The sequence below is a fragment of the Photobacterium sagamiensis genome (genome assembly GCF_050337085.1).
Lineage (GTDB): Bacteria > Pseudomonadota > Gammaproteobacteria > Enterobacterales > Vibrionaceae > Photobacterium > Photobacterium sagamiensis.
Genome location: NZ_JAKJSP010000035.1, coordinates 63,429 through 79,531, shown reverse-complemented (window position 1 = coordinate 79,531; position 16,103 = coordinate 63,429). Strand labels below are relative to the sequence as shown.

Here is a 16,103-nt window from a genome sequence, read left to right as displayed (position 1 = left end):
GGCTAATACTGTTTCACATAGAAAATGATGAGTTCAATTTATTGATATTCCATTGATGAAATAAAAGGTCGTCATATATGGTAAACCTGATACTGACATCAAGAGATGAATCTGCTTTATATTTCACCGCAAATGGATCCCTGATAACCGCCAGTTGAGTCTTGAGTAAGTATGTAAGTCTCCTGTCTGGCGGTTTCTGGGATGACGATTTCTTGGCTTATATCGATAAAAAATCTGCTCTGCAAAAAAGGCTCAACGTTAGAAAATCTACCGTCAAGCCTTTCGATCTTGCTTTTCTTCGCTCTTACCTAGGGCCCAGGACCTTCTCTTCCCAGGGCCGCTATTTATCCTCTCTCACTCTTCGAACGCCACTTCTTGATACCGCTTTGGCTTGGCTTCGTATCACGAGGAGCCTGACGGTCGCTATTTTGATTGTCAGAACAATTTGGACGGCCACGGCGGCTATCAGTGCTGCCATTACGGGAGTCACCATGCTTACCGTCACGTTCATTCGAGCGACGAGATTGACTCTCGCCCTTACCTTTGTAGGTTTTGTACTTCACTTCGCCATCGCGAGCACTGCGCGGGCGTGAAGGATCTTGATTACGTGCCGAGGTATGGCGCTCACCCGCCTCTTGCAGGCGACTATCAAATAACTTGGCGTCGGTTGCTTTAGCAATCGCCTTGCCATCGCTATCCACCTTCGACGCTTCTTCGGTACCACTTGATTGGGAAATCAGACGGTTAATATCTGCGATTTCATCATCGGTCAGATAACGCCACTTGCCATTAGGCAGGCCATCGATGGTGATATTCATAATACGAACACGACGCAACTTATAAACGTCATAACCTAACGCTTCACACATACGGCGGATCTGGCGGTTTAAGCCCTGCGTCAGCACGATACGGAATGAGAAGTTAGTTTCTTTGCTTACTTTACACGGCAAGGTCACGGTGTCTAAGATTTCCACCCCTGACGCCATTTTGTCTAAAAACTCTTGAGTGATCGGCTTATCAACACGCACCACATACTCTTTTTCGTGGGAGTTGCCCGCACGAAGAATTTTGTTAACGATATCACCGTCATTGGTCAGGAAGATCAAACCGTCAGACGGCTTATCTAAGCGCCCAATCGGGAATATACGCTTACGATGGCCGATAAAATCGACGATGTTATCTTCGATGTGGCGTTCAGTGGTACACGTAATACCTGTCGGCTTATTCAACGCAATATAGATTGGCTTTTCTTTGGCGCGCAGCGGCTTATCATCTACCAGCACTTCATCACCTGGCAGCACTTTGGTGCCCTTTTCAGGTGACTGGCCATTTATGGTGACTCGTCCTTGATCAATAAGCTTGTCCGCCTCACGGCGTGAGCAAAAGCCTGTATCACTGATAAATTTATTTAATCGGACCGGTTTATCCTGTTCTTCAGACAAAGCGTGGTTTTCAGACTGATTCTGTGACATGGGTTTCTTCTTTAATGAGCGTTTCGCAACGCGATCAAGGGCTATCAAATTTACTGAGCGTTTATTCTCAAGCGATAAACAGACATATAACCGGTGATTTTACCTAATTCTGCTCGAAAGTATCAGGCAAATTTTCATACCCGACGATTCTGGGTCTCAAAATTGCCAGCTGACGAGAAGATACATTGTGCCTCCACCTGAATACAATATAAAATAAAACACTGATATTAATAACAATTCCATCAGTTAACGGAATTGTGGAAATGGACTATTCTAATGTTCAAACACACCGCCATTGCAGCCTCATTATGTTTAGTTGCCTGCCCGGCATTCGCCAACAACACTTTCTCCAACCACAACAACAACAGTGCATCGCCATTAATCAAAACAGATAACCCTGAATACTATCTTTTTCTTAGTACCGGTCTGGTCGGTTTTGAAGCCGATGCCAATCCTTCAGCGAGAAGCCTTTCAAGCTTAGATGAAGAAAAACAATCCAGCTTCGCTGTTGGTGTCGGTCGGGATTTTAATGACTATATGGCACTGGAAGGTTTCTACCGCTATTCATCGACTGAATATAATTTTCCGGAAAATGATACATATTTTAAGAATCAAAGCATCGATTTTCATCAAATCGGTATCTCAGTGATCCCATCCACAGGTGAACTGGGCAATAGCGGCATCAAGCTTTTTGGCCGTCTCTCTGTGGCTGCCGTGATGATCAAGCAACACTACGAAACAACGGTCAGTGATGCCCGGATGAATTTGGAAGAAGATAACGGTGGCATTATCGATATAGGCTTAGGCTTGCAATGGAATTTTGGTAAACAGTTTATGCTACGCGGAGAATACATCACCGCCATCTACGATTATTCGCTGGATAACATGCTCGATGCGGGTGATTTCCAGGGCGTTCAGGCCTCTTTTGGGTATCGTTTCTGATTGGATTTAGTAACAGATTACGGACAGACATCACTATCAAACAACACCTTAGGTAGATGAATCTAATACGTCGTTCCCGCGAATACTGGAATCCACAAGGAAGTGGAGACAATGAAGAAACAACCTTGTGTATATATCTTGGCTAACAAGAAAAATGGAACTCTTTATGTTGGTGTTACCAGTCATTTAGTTCAGAGAGTATGGCTGCATAGAAATCAGCAAGTACAAGGTTTCACTCAAAAATATCATGTTCATACATTGGTTTATTATGAGTTGTATGAATCTATGGAAGCAGCAATAAAGCGCGAAAAACAGTTAAAAAAGTGGAACCGTGATTGGAAAATACAACTCATTGAACAAGAGAACTCTGAATGGAATGATTTGTGGTTGAGCATTCAGTGAACCTGGATCCCCGATAATCGCTAAAATAAAACCTATCGGTAATGAAATGATCTCCGTTAAGCGCTTTAATTGATGACAAATAGCGAGGATGACGAACCCACCCCTCGTCATCCCGGAAAGTGCCTTGCCAATTTGTCACTTACAATCACTGAAGCTTAATGGCACTTATCCGGGATCCATCATGCACTGAAGGTTCCGTGGACAGTGGATCCCCGATAATCGCTAAATAAGCCCAGTCGATAATGAAAAGCTCGGCGTTAAGCGATTTCGAGGATGACGAGAACAGGGATAACGAACTATTAATGAATGACGAACCCACCACACCGTCATCCCGGAAAGTGCCCTGCCAATCAGCCACTCACAATCACTGAAACCTAATAGCACTTATCCGGGATCCATCATGCACCGAAGACTCAGTGGACTGTGGATCCCCGATAATCGCTAAAATAAGTCCGGTCGATAATGAAATGATCTGCGTTAAGCGCTTTCGAGGATGACGAAGAACAGGAATAACGAACTATTAATGAATGACGAACCCATCACACCGTCACCCCGAAAAGTACCTTGCCAATCAGCCACTTACAATCACTGAAGCTTTATAGCACTTATCCGGAATCCATCATGCACTGAAGGTTCCGTGGACTGTGGATCCCCGATAATCGCTAAAATAACTCCAGTCGATAATGAAAAGAACAGCATTCAGCGATTTCGAGGATGACGAACCCACCACACCGTCATCCCGGAAAGTGCCCTGCCAATCAGCCACTCACAATCACTGAAACCTAATAGCACTTATCCGGGATCCATCATGCACCGAAGACTCAGTGGACTGTGGATCCCCGATAATCGCTAAAATAAATCCGGTCGATAATGAAAAGCTCGGCGTTAAGCGCTTTAATTGATAACAAAGAGTGGGAATGACGGCGAATTAACTCGGCAATTCGCCGTGTGACGCTCTCCCTACATAGTCATGCTGCATGGCTTTTTCCAGCTGCGCGGCGACGTGACCCGGCGAGGTCGTCTTGCCAGACAGCAATCGATACATTGCGGGGATCACCAGCAGGGTCACCATGGTCGCAAAGGCCATACCGAAGAACACCACTGTACCGACGGCGATACGACTCTCAGAGCCGGCACCACTTGAGAAAATCAAGGGAATGGCACCGAACAGGGTGGTAAAAGCCGTCATCAGGATAGGACGCAAACGACGAACCGAGGCGTCAATGATTGCCTGTTCAAACTCAACACCTTTATCGCGTAGCTGGTTGGCAAACTCGACAATCAGGATCCCGTTTTTGGTTACCATACCAATCAGCATGATCATCCCGATTTGGCTATAGATATTCAGCCCCTGCCCCATCAGCCACAAACCGCCCATTCCACCGAAAATGCCCATGGGTACCGTCAGCATCACCACCAATGGGTTAATGAAGCTTTCAAACTGGGCAGCCAGTACCAGATAGGCCACCAGCAGCGCCAGTCCGAAGACCAGGAAGATATCACTCTGGTTTTCGCGAAAATCTTTCGACTCACCGGAATAATTGATGGTGATATCGCTCGGCAGCATCTCAATGCCTTGCTCATCAAGGAAATTCAACGCATCACCCAGGGTATAACCGGCACCAAGGTTGCCTTTCAATGTGATCGATTTCTGCTTATCGGTATGACTCAGCTTCTGTGGTGAAGCCACTTCTTCAATATCAGCTACCGTATCGAGCGTGATCAGCTGGCCACTTTTCGCTCGCAGATAGATCTGGCTCAGATCTGCCGAACTGTTGAAGCTGTTCTCGTCACCGCGCAAGTACACATCATACTCTTCGCCACGTTCAACAAACGTTGTTTCACTGCGGCCGCCAAGCATGATCTCCAGTGTTTCAGCAATGTCAGCAACCGGAATACCGAGCTCAGCAGCACGCTGACGGTTTACCGTTACCACCAGCTCCGGGGTTGTTTCTGCGTAGTCAAGATCGATGCCTTCCAGCATCGGACTGTTTTCTGCGATTTCCTGCAGCTGAGTTGCCCACTTGAACAGCTCATCATAATCCGAGCCTCCCAGTACAAACTGCACCGGTTCAGATGAGCCACCACCGAAACCGGGCATCATAGGTCTGACCCAAACATCAGGAATGCCCTGCAGTGCTTTGCTCACCATACCTAATGCCTGCTGGGCATTGACGCTGCGGTCTTCCCAGTCTTCCAGCTGGATAATCACAAAACCGGTCTGATCGCCGGCACGACCACCAAAAGCTGGCGCTTGCAAGCTGACCGATTTAACGACACCTTGCCCGAGCATTGGCAACAGACGGCTTTCCACTTCATCCATGTTGCCGACCATACGGTTATAACTGGTCCCCTCAGCACCTTTAACAAAGGCAAATAACACACCGCGATCTTCCTGCGGCGCCAATTGCGCAGGCACAATCTGCATCAATCCGTAGCTTGCAGCGATACAGCCCACCACGACGACTGGTGCAATGAAGCGACGTTTCACAGCAGCACTCACCACTGCGCGGTACCTGTTTTCTAACTTAGCGAACTGGCTATCAATCCACAGATTGAATTTGCCCGGTTTTACATTCGCTTTCAGCATTTTGCTGCCCAGTACCGGGGTTAATGTCAGCGCGATTATCGAGGAGAAAATCACTGCCATGGCAAGCAATACGGCAAATTCGGTAAACAGGCGACCCACCATGCCTTCCATGAAGGAAATCGGCAAAAAGACCATCACCAGTACCGCGGTAGTTGCCACAACCGCAAAGCCCACTTCCCGGGTGCCTTTATAAGCGGCGAGTAGTGGCGATTCACCTTTTTCCAGATGATGGAAAATGTTTTCTACCACCACAATGGCATCATCGACCACCAGCCCGATAGATAGGATCAACGCCATCAGAGTCAGCAGGTTGATAGAAAAGCCAAAGAAGTAAGCCATAATAAACGCCGATATCAATGATACCGGCACGGTCACGGCAGGGATCAGCGTAGCCCTTGCCTGACCGATAAAGACGTATAACACCAGTATGACCAGCGCACCGGTGATCATTAGCGTGCTGTAGACTTCGGCAATAGAGCGATCAATAAAGACGGTCGAATCATAGTCCAGGGTCAGGCTGGTGCCTTCCGGAATGAACTTCTGCATCCGATCCACTTCCGCCCGTACTGCTTTTGAGACATCCAGCGGGTTGGCATCTGACATAGTGACGATACCCAAGCTGAGGTTGACGACCCCATCGCTTTTGAAGGTCGAGTTTTCATTCTCCGCTCCAATTGCAATATCGGCGACATCCTTCAGATATACCGGCGAACCGTCAACCGCAGTGCGCACCACAAGATAGTCAAAATCTGCAGGTGATTGGTATAAGCGGGCGGTACGTACAGACATCACGGTTGTATCGTTACGTACTTCACCACCAGGTAATTCAACATTTTCGTTTTTTAAGGTGTTAACAATATCGCTGGTGGTCACGCCACGCCCGGCCATAAGTTCAGGCTTGAGCTTCACATACATCACCTTGTAGAGTGCCCCCGTCAGGTTGACCGAACTCACGCCATTGATCAGGCTGAAGCGATCTTCCAGCACCCGCTGGGCATAATCGGTCAGCTGGGTACGATCCATCTCTGAAGATGAGAGGTTGATATAGACCGCTGGCTCACCGGAGCCGTTATCTTTCGAGACCACAGGATCATTCGCTTCATCCGGCAGGCGGCGCTGGGCACGAGCCACCGCATCACGCACATCACTGACCCCTTCGGTCAGATCCCAGTCCATATTGAATTCAATGGTGATCCGGGACATACCGTTGCGCGTTACCGAGGTAATGTTATCGATACCGCTGATCCCCGATAACTCATCTTCAATCGGTGTTGTCACCTGGCTTTCCATGACGGTGGCAGATGCCCCTTCATAGGTTGTTCTGACACTGACAACCGGATTTTCGACATCCGGCATCTCACGTACAGCCAGTTTTGTGAACGAGACAAAGCCGAACACACATAACAGCAAACTGAGTACTATCGCCACTACCGGTCGCTTGACAGAGACATCAGATAACCACATCAGGCATTATCCTCCGACTTTTTTGCCTTGCTAGCAGGCTTGTTTGCAGTCAGATCATTCACCTGCAAGCCATCACGCATGTTGACCAGACCTTGCACCACAATCCGTTCACCAATATCAATACCAGATTCAATCACCACTTCATTATCAATACGGGCACCTAGCATCACTTCTGTTCGCTGAGCAATACCGTTCTCATCAACTAAATAAACGAAGCGCTTAGTCCCCGAATATTCCAAAGCCTGAACCGGAATAACCGCCGCCTCCTGAGGAACAAAACCGATATTGGCCGCCATCAGCATGCCGGGTTTTAATTTGCCGTCTGCGTTATCAAACATAACCCGTACTTTGATATTGAGGGAATCAGTCTGCACCCGGGAATCAATAGCTTTAATTTCACCGCTGAATGTCTGTCCTTTCCAGGCCTGACTCGTCGCGTTAACAGTCATACCGACAGTCAGATACGATAAATACTGTTCAGGAACCTGAATATCCAGCCGCATGCCAGACAGATCGTCGAGGGTAAAAAGCTCGGTTCCCACCGTCACCATGTGACCAGAGCTAAAGTCGATTAAACCTACGGTACCGGAAAATGGCGCGCGAATAGCGTGATCTTGCAGTTCAGCTTGCGCGGCTTTCAATCGGGCTTCAGCAATATTGACACTCGTTTGCTGGGCATCCAGCTCGGTCTGGGTAATTGCGCCACGCGTTACCAGTCGTTCATATTCGGTGTATTTACGTTTTTCATCATTTAAGTAGGCTTGCGCCTCGTCAAAAGCGGCCTCTGCTTTAGCATCATCTAACTGCACCAGCAGTTCGCCTTTTTCTACCCGGTTGTTAACACCCACCACAATACTGTCGACTTTTGCCGCAACCTCAGCGGCAACATTGACCGAGCGCTGTGCCACTAATTTTCCGATCAGAGATAAAGATTGCGCGACAGGGTGTGACGTCACTTCGCCAGTTGTCACTGCCACAACACGACTTGCCCGTGGATTCACCTGCTTTTCAGCTGCCTGCGATTGGCCTTGAAAACCCGATCCACCTAGAAAAGACAGGAACCCGCCACCGGATAACGCCGCAGCGACTAAACCTGCAACCACCATTTTTTTCATGATAAAAAAACCACTAAATTGAACCTGGCCCAATGATATCTGAACCAACCCTGAAACAGGGTAAAGAAATGTAAAGTTAAGCAAGAAAGCGTTCACAACTACCTGAAACAACTCAACGTTGAGCGGAGATCTAAAGAACATCTGATTAATTATTCCTCTTCAATCCATCGCGTGAATACCTTATTAGTACTTCATCACAGAAGCTTTGACACGTTCAGTCACCAGACGTCGTCATTCCGTAAAGTGAGGTACGAACTTATACGGAATCTAAGGAGCACACGGCTAGAGCTGGATCCCGGATATCTCGTTCCTCTATTCCGGGATGACGAAACTCTCAGCTTAATTTTGAACATTCCGAATAACGTCTCACCCTATTCCCGCATGAAAATGAACATATCAAAATCACTGTGTACGAGTACTAGATCTTCAAACCATCACCTTGTATGCCTTATTGGTACTTCATCACAGAAGCTTTGACACGTTCAGTCACCAAACGTCGTCATTCCGTAAAGTGAGGTACGAACTTATACGGAATCTAAGGAGCGCACGGCTAGAGCTGGATCCCGGATATCTCGTTCCTCTATTCCGGGATGACGAATCTCTCAGCTTGATCTTGAACATTTCGAATAGCGTCTCACCCTATTCCCGCATGAAAATGAACATATCAAAATCACTGTGTACGAGTACTAGATCTTCAAACCATCGCTTTGTATGCCTTATTAGTACTTCATCACAGAAGCTTTGACACGTTCAGTCACCAAACGTCGTCATTCCGTAAAGTGAGGTACGAACTTATACGGAATCTAAGGAGCGCACGGCTAAAGCTGGATCCCGGATATCTCGTTCCTCTATTCCGGGATGACGAAACTCTCAGCTTAATTTTGAACATTTCGAATAACGTCTCACCCTATTCCCGCATGAAAATGAACAGATCAAAATCACTGTGTACGAGTACTAGATCTTCAAACCATCACCGCGCATATGACCTGTTGAATTCCCGCTGAATTCATTCAAATCTGCATATTGAGGTACCAGAACCTTCGATATGATGAAAATTCCAGCAAGCGCACATAATTTCAAAGGAAAAGGGTTTACAGCATCTAAATGTTTGTTATTATCCGCCCCGCACTTGTGGAGGGGTTCCCGAGTGGCCAAAGGGATCAGACTGTAAATCTGACGGCTCCGCCTTCGAAGGTTCGAATCCTTCCCCCTCCACCATTATTTCGAAAACCGTATGTTTGCCACAAGCTACGTTTTTCCGGCCTAAAGAAGCCGAACAATTAGATATACCCCGTGGAGGGGTTCCCGAGTGGCCAAAGGGATCAGACTGTAAATCTGACGGCTCCGCCTTCGAAGGTTCGAATCCTTCCCCCTCCACCATTATTTCGAAAACCGTACGTTTGCCACAAGCTACGTTTTTCCGGCCTAAAGAAGCCGAACAATTAGATATACCCCGTGGAGGGGTTCCCGAGTGGCCAAAGGGATCAGACTGTAAATCTGACGGCTCCGCCTTCGAAGGTTCGAATCCTTCCCCCTCCACCATTATTTCGAAAAACATACGTTTGCCACAAGCTATGTTTTTCCGGCCTAAAGAAGCCGAACAATTAGATAYACCCCGTGGAGGGGTTCCCGAGTGGCCAAAGGGATCAGACTGTAAATCTGACGGCTCCGCCTTCGAAGGTTCGAATCCTTCCCCCTCCACCATTATTTCGAAGAACGTACGTTTGCCACAGATTACGTTTTTCCGGCCTAACGAAGCCGAACAATTAGATACACCCCGTGGAGGGGTTCCCGAGTGGCCAAAGGGATCAGACTGTAAATCTGACGGCTCCGCCTTCGAAGGTTCGAATCCTTCCCCCTCCACCATCATTCAAGCCAGTTGCGCAAGCAGCTGGCTTTTTTCGTATTTAGGCACTAGTGCCTAAACACAATGAATATGATTGATTGAAACGGTCAAAGTCCGTCATCCCAGAAACCGCCATACACTGAACTTGCAGGCTTTCTCAAAACTCATCTCGCGGTTATCAGGGATCCATCATGCACAGAAGGTTCAGTGGACTTTGGATCCCGGATATTTCGTTCCTCAATTCCGGGATGACGAGTGTAGGAGCTTGAAATATTCCCACCCTTTTTCCAGAGCCAATTCCCTCCCCCACAAACGACGTTTTCACAGCTACAATAAATAAATAGCTATAAAAGTAATTATGCCAACTCTATTAATTATCTAATCAATGGCGTTGGTATTACAATTCAAGTAAGTGCAAGTGAATGCGCATCGGATGGCAAGGATGGGTTATGTTGAAAAAGAAGAATCACTTCAATCCGTCTCCGTTCATTGAATGGACGAAACTAAAGGCACTGATCGTAGATGATCATCCGTCGGCTTCGACGCTGCTAAAGAGCCTTCTTGGTAATTTAGGTATCCACCTCATTGATATTGCAGATAGTTATGAAGACGCCATCCGTTATTGCAAGAGTAACCACTACCAGTTGCTACTGATTGATTTTCACTTAGACCACGATTTAAATGGCTGTGAACTGGCCACATTACTGCGCAAAAAAAAGTTACTTGCTCCTGACTGCGGCATCATCATGATTTCAGGTGATCATTCAACCGAGGTGATCTTAACGACGATGACAATCGAGCCTGACGGCTTTATCACCAAACCCATTACCATGGCCGGACTAGCCAAAAAAGTCAGTAAAGTCTGTGTCGACTGTGCCCAACGTAAGTCGATATACCAGGCGATGGCATGCCAGGATATCCCACAAGCCATTCTGTTATGTAAACAACTGCTACGGGAAAAAGGTCATAATCATAAAATTGAAGCCTTATTGCTCGATTTACTGATAGAGCAAGGCGACTGGGAGCAGGCTAAACGCTTCACCCAACTGCTTCATTCGCAAAATCCAACCCACAAAATCACCATCACTGAAGCACAGATTGAACATCATGACGGCAATATTGCTCAGGCCATTGCAATTCTGGAGCAATTAATTGTGAGTGCGCCTCTGTGTCTAGAAGCCTACGATCGCCTGTCCAATTATCAGGAAGAAAATAAGCAGTATTACGATGCATTGGAAACCGCTGAACGTGCGTTAAAATTTACCCCGAGCGTCAGCCACCGGGCTCTGCAGGTTGCCCAGCTGGCAGCCGATCTCGATAAGACCGATCATTTAATTGAAGCAGGAAAAACCCTGGCAACCCATCTTCCGATCATTGATGTCAGCTGGATCATCTGCTTTGCCGAATTTACTGCCATATTTGAACAGCACTTCTTTGCCCAAACTTCCAGTAAAAAACAAAGACAACTACTTCAACAATTAAAAGCCATTCATCAACGCGCATACAGCCGCTTATTACCCAAACAGCAACCTTTTTTAACCACTTTTGGTCATATTACCCTAGCACGATTCTCGCTAGCCCAGCAGCAATCACTAAAAGCCAAACGTCGCCTGATGGTCGGGTTATCCACTTATTTTTATACCATCGCCAAGCTACCTTCCGTGATTCTGGCAGAAGTGTTACCTCCGCTCATCGTGCTCGGAGAAACCCAAATAATTGCGGAGATTTATAACGCATTGAAACTCAGAGATCGCTTTGACGGCCATAGCCAGAACCGTATCAACGCACTACGGGAAAACACGCTGCTCGTTAACGGTGTTCAGGCTTTAGTCAATGAATTAGCCCAGGCCAATGAAGCTCTGAATAGCGACATGCTGACCGGTCATACTCAGGACGCCTTGCAACGTTATGATGACATCCTGATCCGGTATCCTTACTGTAGTGAGGCCCACCTTGGACGACTGCAATGCCTGTATCAGCTCAATCGACTTGATGAGCACAACATTAAGCAGAGTATTCAGGCCGTGAGTATCATGCCCCTGCCTGAGAAGCTTGAACTATGGCGCGCAAGTCTATTTGAACTGCTGGCAACCCGGTATGCTCATCCGCAACAAAAAAATACTGTCACGTCACAGTTGCAGCGCCATCAGAAATACCAGCTGATAGCGAGTAAGCAGACCGAGAATGTCGACGAGCACACTGCGACTTAGTCGCGATGGTCACGCCCATGAGGACTCTCGAAATCCAGCTCTGGGCCAATAGGAACAATTCCCGTTGGATTGATCATTTGATGGCTGAAATAGTAATGACGTTTGATATGGTTGAAATCGACCGTTTCAGCGACATTCGCAAACTGATACAGCTCTTTAAGATAGCCCTGAATATAAGTGTGATCAGCGATACGCTTCAGGTTACATTTGAAATGCCCGACATAGACGGCATCAAAACGTATCAGGGTCGTAAATAAACGCCAATCTGCTTCGGTGATCTGCTCGCCGACTAGATATCGACTGGTTGCCAGGTGCGTATCCACTCTATCCAGCGCCGCAAACAAATCGCTAAAAGCGGCTTCATAAGCTTCTTGTGTGGTCGCAAAACCACAGCGATAAACACCGTTATTGATAGCCGGATAAATATAGTCATTCCACTCATCAATCTCGGCCTGAAGTGCTTGCGGGTAGTAATCGACATGGTTTCCGGTCAGATCATTAAACGCCGTATTAAACATGCGAATAATTTCTGATGATTCATTGCTGACAATAGTCTGGGTCTGTTTATCCCACAGTACAGGTACCGTGACTCGCCCGGTGTAATCCGGCTTGGCTTTGGTGTACAACTGGTGCAGAAATTGAAAGCCGTATAATGGCTCAGGGGAGGTAAAGTTCCAGCCACTTTCCTGCATATCTGGGCTGACAACCGTCACACCGATATGAGGTACCAGGCCTTTCAACTGACGGAAAATTAATGTTCGATGTGCCCAGGGGCAAGCCAGTGATACATAGAGATGGTAACGCCCTGATCCCGCTTTAAAGCCTTGCTGTCCTTCCGGTCCCTGATGACCATCTTTGGTCAGCCAATGACGAAAGCCTGCATCTTCACGTACAAAGTTGCCATCATTAGATTTGGTTTCGTACCAAACATCATGCCATACACCGTCAACTAACTTTCCCATGTTAAAATCCTTAACAAATGCTCAACCGTTGTTAGAGTATATGTGGATTTAATAGCAAGATCGGCTGGAATGGATTGATGGTGATAGTCGAAATTTCTGAATAATACCAATTCCATTAATTATCTAACTATTCAGAACACCACTGGGAGTCAAGTTCAAGGATAGCGATTGATAGAAGAGTGGTTCTCTTTTGAAATCGCTAGACACAGAAATTGGCTTCCAGTGGCGTTCCCTTTGGGCGAGTTTAAAATCCATTTATACTACGTTTATAAATTTCAATTTAGAGCCACTAGATTTTCAATTTATCGCCTTGTCTAAAAGGATTTTAACTCTCGCTGAATTGATCAGATAATTAATGGATTTGGTATGATGACGGCAGACTCGCTGCCGTCATAGACTAATACCAATCGGGACAATTATCTGATTGGTATAATACGATCAGCCCAGTACGCCTGCGCCCAGGGATAACATAAGGGTATTCAGCACAATAAAGAACGCGACCAGTGGGCCAATAAATTTCAGCCATGCGATGTAAGACACCCGGCCAATAGCCAGCCCGCCCATCAATACCCCATAGGTCGGCGTAACAAATAACACCGTGCCGATACCACACATAAAGGCGGTTACCACAAGCTCACGCCCGGTATTGGCAAAATCAGCCAGCGGTGCCAGTACCGGCATACTCATGACAGCAAGACCAGACGTTGATGAAACGACGAAAGCCAGCAACATCTCAATCCAATACACGACATTGATAAAGAGGATTGAGCTTTTATCAGCCACCAGCCCTTCGGCATAGTAGAGAATGGTGTCGGTAATATTACCTGCTTCCATAACCACCACGATTCCGCGGGCAACACCGACAATAAGCGCCACGCCGATCAAATCTGCCGCACCGGCAACAAAGGAGTTGATCAAATCATCTTCACTCAGGCGAGCAATAAAGCCACACAGGATCCCCATGAAGATGAATAGCGTACTCATTTCAGCCATCCACCAACCCAGTGAAGAGACGCCCCAGATCATGATCACAAAGGTCAGAGCAAACAGTGTCAGAACACATTTCTGGGTCGCCGTCAGGTTAACATCATCCTGGTTATCCGTTTTATGGCTAAGGAAGTGATCGATGTTTTTCTGGCGCATGTTAGCAACTAATGACTTCTGTGGATCCTTCTTCACCATTTTGGCGTAGCGGATCACGTACAGGCAGCCAATAACCAACGCAATAATAAGGATACCCAGGCGAATACCAAATCCATCCAGGAAGTCAACGCCGCCAGCATTGGACGCAATCACATTACCAAAAGGGTTAATCGTCGAGCCCAGAGTACCGATACCGGAGCCGACAAAGATCACCGCCACAGCCACCAGGGCATCAAAACCTGCCGCGATAAAAATAGGGATCAGCAAACCATAGAAAGCCAGTGTTTCTTCTGCCATCCCATAGGTCGTCCCGCCAAGGGCAAACAGGGTCATCAGGATCGGGATCATAATGATCTCCCTTCCTTTCAGGCGCATCATAATACGCGTGATCCCCGTATCGATTGCCCCCGTTTTAGTGATCACACCAAGAAAACCGCCAACCATCAGTACAAACAGACTCACATCCATCGCCCCGATAATATTGGAGGCGGGATCATAGAAGCCTGATATAGGTGCCATCAGGGTATCGAATGCACCCAGTGGCGATGCTTCAATCTGAGCATAGGAACCCGGCACAGGCACATCCCGGCCTAGACTCTCGTTAAATAACCGTTGATACTGACCAGCCGGTAAAATGTGAGTAAGTACAGCGAATGTACCAATCAACATAAATAGAATGGTAAATGCATTTGGAAACTTTCTTATTTTTATCATGCTAATTCCCTCAAAATATTATATATAGGCATCCATATATAGTTATTTATAGATATAATTCTTATGAACAAATTCTGACGTCATACATTGCAGCACTCCACCGTATGACAGAGAGAAAGATATAATATCACCCACATTGTGGGTTTCTTTTGAATCAGATATATCAAGGATCAAATGATCACTGCTTCCACCAATAATAATAATATCTTCATCATCAGGGGTAATTTCCGATATATCGATATCTTGCTTTCCTATCGCACAAATTGCTCGCGTCCTGTCCCCTCGATCAATGAATACAGGCTTATTACCAAAGGCATCCAGGGCTGTAGAGTTTACCGGCACTGATGGTTTTTCTTTGATTTCTATAATTTCAACCTGAAGCTTCATTGCTTGTTGTGATGTTTCAGGAATGGGTTCATCATTTAAACCAATCCCCATAATAAGTGAGGCACCTAAACGCAGTTGATTAATTCTTGCTGGCATTTCTCCTGCAGCAAGAAGAAAGAGTCCTGATGAACTTGCTCCTGAAATAACCGAGAATTTGATATTCAAATCTTTCTCAATATCTTCAGCAATATGGATCAAGTCGTTTTGATTTTTATTTGTCGGTTCAACGCCACCATAACATGCCAGGTTTGATCCAATACCTGTCAATTTAAGACCCGGTAGTGACAATACTTTACGGGCTAACTGAAACGTGTCTTCTTTATTGAAGCAGCCTTCCCGTAAATCACCAAGATCATGCATAATGATAATTTCATGTGTTTTATTCTCTTTAACTGCCATTTCCGATAGCGCTTGAAGCGTATTTTTTTCCGAGTTAAGAGAAATGTCGGCATAACGCACAACATCCCGAGCTTCGCTAATAGCGGGAAGGCGAAGTAGCATTTTTTTTATCGGGATGTTTTTTTGTTTCTTTAAATTTTCAATTCGAGAGTCACCAATGATACTGATACCACCAGCAATCATCGCTTGCGCTACCTCAGGAGCACCACAAGCCAACTTCGTGATCCCTACGGGATCGACGCTCCTTTCCTTACATAGCTGAATTAAGTTACGTGTATTACTTTCTACTACGGTGAGATCAATGGATAAACACGGGTATTTAGACATAATTAACCCCTGATTAAATCGTGTTTAAAGTAACACCTATTTATATACAGAAAGCTAAAAGGTTAAATAGCAACTTTAAAATGTATACATCCAAAAACCACAAAGTAACATTTCGATAGAAATAAAACGT

At 46.3% G+C, this 16,103-nt stretch carries 10 protein-coding genes and 5 tRNA genes; 8 read left to right on the top strand and 7 right to left on the bottom strand.

Annotated elements, in window-relative coordinates:
- Nucleotides 1-344: 344 nt before the first annotated feature.
- On the bottom strand, nucleotides 345-1,472 hold the full coding sequence (gene rluF / locus L4D76_RS17395; RefSeq protein WP_428442158.1) for a 23S rRNA pseudouridine(2604) synthase RluF: 1,128 nt from the start codon (nucleotides 1,470-1,472) through the stop codon (nucleotides 345-347).
- A gap of 276 nt (nucleotides 1,473-1,748) precedes the next feature.
- Between rluF and L4D76_RS17390 the strand changes: the two genes are divergently transcribed.
- Together L4D76_RS17390 and L4D76_RS17385 are read left to right on the top strand one after the other, a co-directional pair.
- Entirely contained in the window at nucleotides 1,749-2,414 is a 666-nt protein-coding gene (locus tag L4D76_RS17390) for an outer membrane beta-barrel protein (RefSeq protein WP_428442157.1), read from the top strand.
- Nucleotides 2,415-2,525: 111 nt separating this feature from the next.
- Entirely contained in the window at nucleotides 2,526-2,816 is a 291-nt protein-coding gene (locus L4D76_RS17385) for a GIY-YIG nuclease family protein (RefSeq protein WP_428442156.1), read from the top strand.
- A 145-nt stretch (nucleotides 2,817-2,961) separates the two neighbouring features.
- Here the strand turns inward: L4D76_RS17385 and L4D76_RS17380 are convergent, their stop codons facing one another.
- The 3 genes from L4D76_RS17380 to L4D76_RS17370 all read right to left on the bottom strand — a co-directional run bounded on the left by L4D76_RS17380 (nucleotide 2,962) and on the right by L4D76_RS17370 (nucleotide 7,985).
- Nucleotides 2,962-3,174 (bottom strand): hypothetical protein, encoded by a 213-nt coding sequence (locus tag L4D76_RS17380; RefSeq protein WP_428442155.1) that lies wholly within the window; start codon nucleotides 3,172-3,174, stop codon nucleotides 2,962-2,964.
- Nucleotides 3,175-3,744: 570 nt separating this feature from the next.
- Nucleotides 3,745-6,870: a multidrug efflux RND transporter permease subunit gene (locus L4D76_RS17375; RefSeq protein ID WP_428442154.1), complete on the bottom strand. Its 3,126-nt coding sequence runs from the start codon at nucleotides 6,868-6,870 to the stop codon at nucleotides 3,745-3,747.
- Nucleotides 6,870-7,985, bottom strand: coding sequence for an efflux RND transporter periplasmic adaptor subunit (locus tag L4D76_RS17370; protein WP_428442153.1), 1,116 nt, complete (start codon nucleotides 7,983-7,985; stop codon nucleotides 6,870-6,872). Before L4D76_RS17370 ends, L4D76_RS17375 begins: the two co-directional genes overlap by 1 nt.
- A gap of 1,133 nt (nucleotides 7,986-9,118) precedes the next feature.
- On the opposite strand from L4D76_RS17370, the gene L4D76_RS17365 reads away from it, so the two are divergent.
- The 6 genes from L4D76_RS17365 (at nucleotide 9,119) to L4D76_RS17340 (ending at nucleotide 12,041) form a co-directional block, all read left to right on the top strand.
- Nucleotides 9,119-9,203 (top strand) — tRNA-Tyr (locus tag L4D76_RS17365).
- Nucleotides 9,204-9,280: 77 nt separating this feature from the next.
- Nucleotides 9,281-9,365 (top strand) — tRNA-Tyr (locus L4D76_RS17360).
- Between the two features lie 77 nt (nucleotides 9,366-9,442).
- Nucleotides 9,443-9,527 (top strand) — tRNA-Tyr (locus L4D76_RS17355).
- A 77-nt stretch (nucleotides 9,528-9,604) separates the two neighbouring features.
- Nucleotides 9,605-9,689, top strand: a tRNA-Tyr gene (locus tag L4D76_RS17350).
- A gap of 77 nt (nucleotides 9,690-9,766) precedes the next feature.
- Nucleotides 9,767-9,851, top strand: a tRNA-Tyr gene (locus L4D76_RS17345).
- A 429-nt stretch (nucleotides 9,852-10,280) separates the two neighbouring features.
- Entirely contained in the window at nucleotides 10,281-12,041 is a 1,761-nt protein-coding gene (locus L4D76_RS17340) for a response regulator (RefSeq protein ID WP_428442152.1), read from the top strand.
- Here the strand turns inward: L4D76_RS17340 and L4D76_RS17335 are convergent.
- The 3 genes from L4D76_RS17335 to L4D76_RS17325 form a co-directional block, all read right to left on the bottom strand.
- On the bottom strand, nucleotides 12,038-13,003 hold the full coding sequence (locus L4D76_RS17335; protein ID WP_428442151.1) for a glutathione S-transferase family protein: 966 nt from the start codon (nucleotides 13,001-13,003) through the stop codon (nucleotides 12,038-12,040). The genes L4D76_RS17340 and L4D76_RS17335 overlap by 4 nt on opposite strands.
- A gap of 438 nt (nucleotides 13,004-13,441) precedes the next feature.
- On the bottom strand, nucleotides 13,442-14,860 hold the full coding sequence (locus L4D76_RS17330) for a YfcC family protein (protein WP_428442150.1): 1,419 nt from the start codon (nucleotides 14,858-14,860) through the stop codon (nucleotides 13,442-13,444).
- Between the two features lie 42 nt (nucleotides 14,861-14,902).
- Nucleotides 14,903-15,973 (bottom strand): alanine/ornithine racemase family PLP-dependent enzyme, encoded by a 1,071-nt coding sequence (locus tag L4D76_RS17325; RefSeq protein WP_428442149.1) that lies wholly within the window; start codon nucleotides 15,971-15,973, stop codon nucleotides 14,903-14,905.
- Nucleotides 15,974-16,103: the final 130 nt, after the last annotated feature.

What these genes read in the sequence shown, in the direction of transcription:
- rluF (WP_428442158.1), bottom strand. Translation starts at nt 1,472, where the DNA reads ATGTCACAGAATCAGTCTGAAAACCACGCTTTGTCTGAAGAACAGGAT.
- L4D76_RS17390 (WP_428442157.1), top strand. Translation starts at nt 1,749, where the DNA reads ATGTTCAAACACACCGCCATTGCAGCCTCATTATGTTTAGTTGCCTGC.
- L4D76_RS17385 (WP_428442156.1), top strand. Translation starts at nt 2,526, where the DNA reads ATGAAGAAACAACCTTGTGTATATATCTTGGCTAACAAGAAAAATGGA.
- L4D76_RS17375 (WP_428442154.1), bottom strand. Translation starts at nt 6,870, where the DNA reads ATGTGGTTATCTGATGTCTCTGTCAAGCGACCGGTAGTGGCGATAGTA.
- L4D76_RS17370 (WP_428442153.1), bottom strand. Translation starts at nt 7,985, where the DNA reads ATGAAAAAAATGGTGGTTGCAGGTTTAGTCGCTGCGGCGTTATCCGGT.
- L4D76_RS17340 (WP_428442152.1), top strand. Translation starts at nt 10,281, where the DNA reads ATGTTGAAAAAGAAGAATCACTTCAATCCGTCTCCGTTCATTGAATGG.
- L4D76_RS17335 (WP_428442151.1), bottom strand. Translation starts at nt 13,003, where the DNA reads ATGGGAAAGTTAGTTGACGGTGTATGGCATGATGTTTGGTACGAAACC.
- L4D76_RS17330 (WP_428442150.1), bottom strand. Translation starts at nt 14,860, where the DNA reads ATGATAAAAATAAGAAAGTTTCCAAATGCATTTACCATTCTATTTATG.
- L4D76_RS17325 (WP_428442149.1), bottom strand. Translation starts at nt 15,973, where the DNA reads ATGTCTAAATACCCGTGTTTATCCATTGATCTCACCGTAGTAGAAAGT.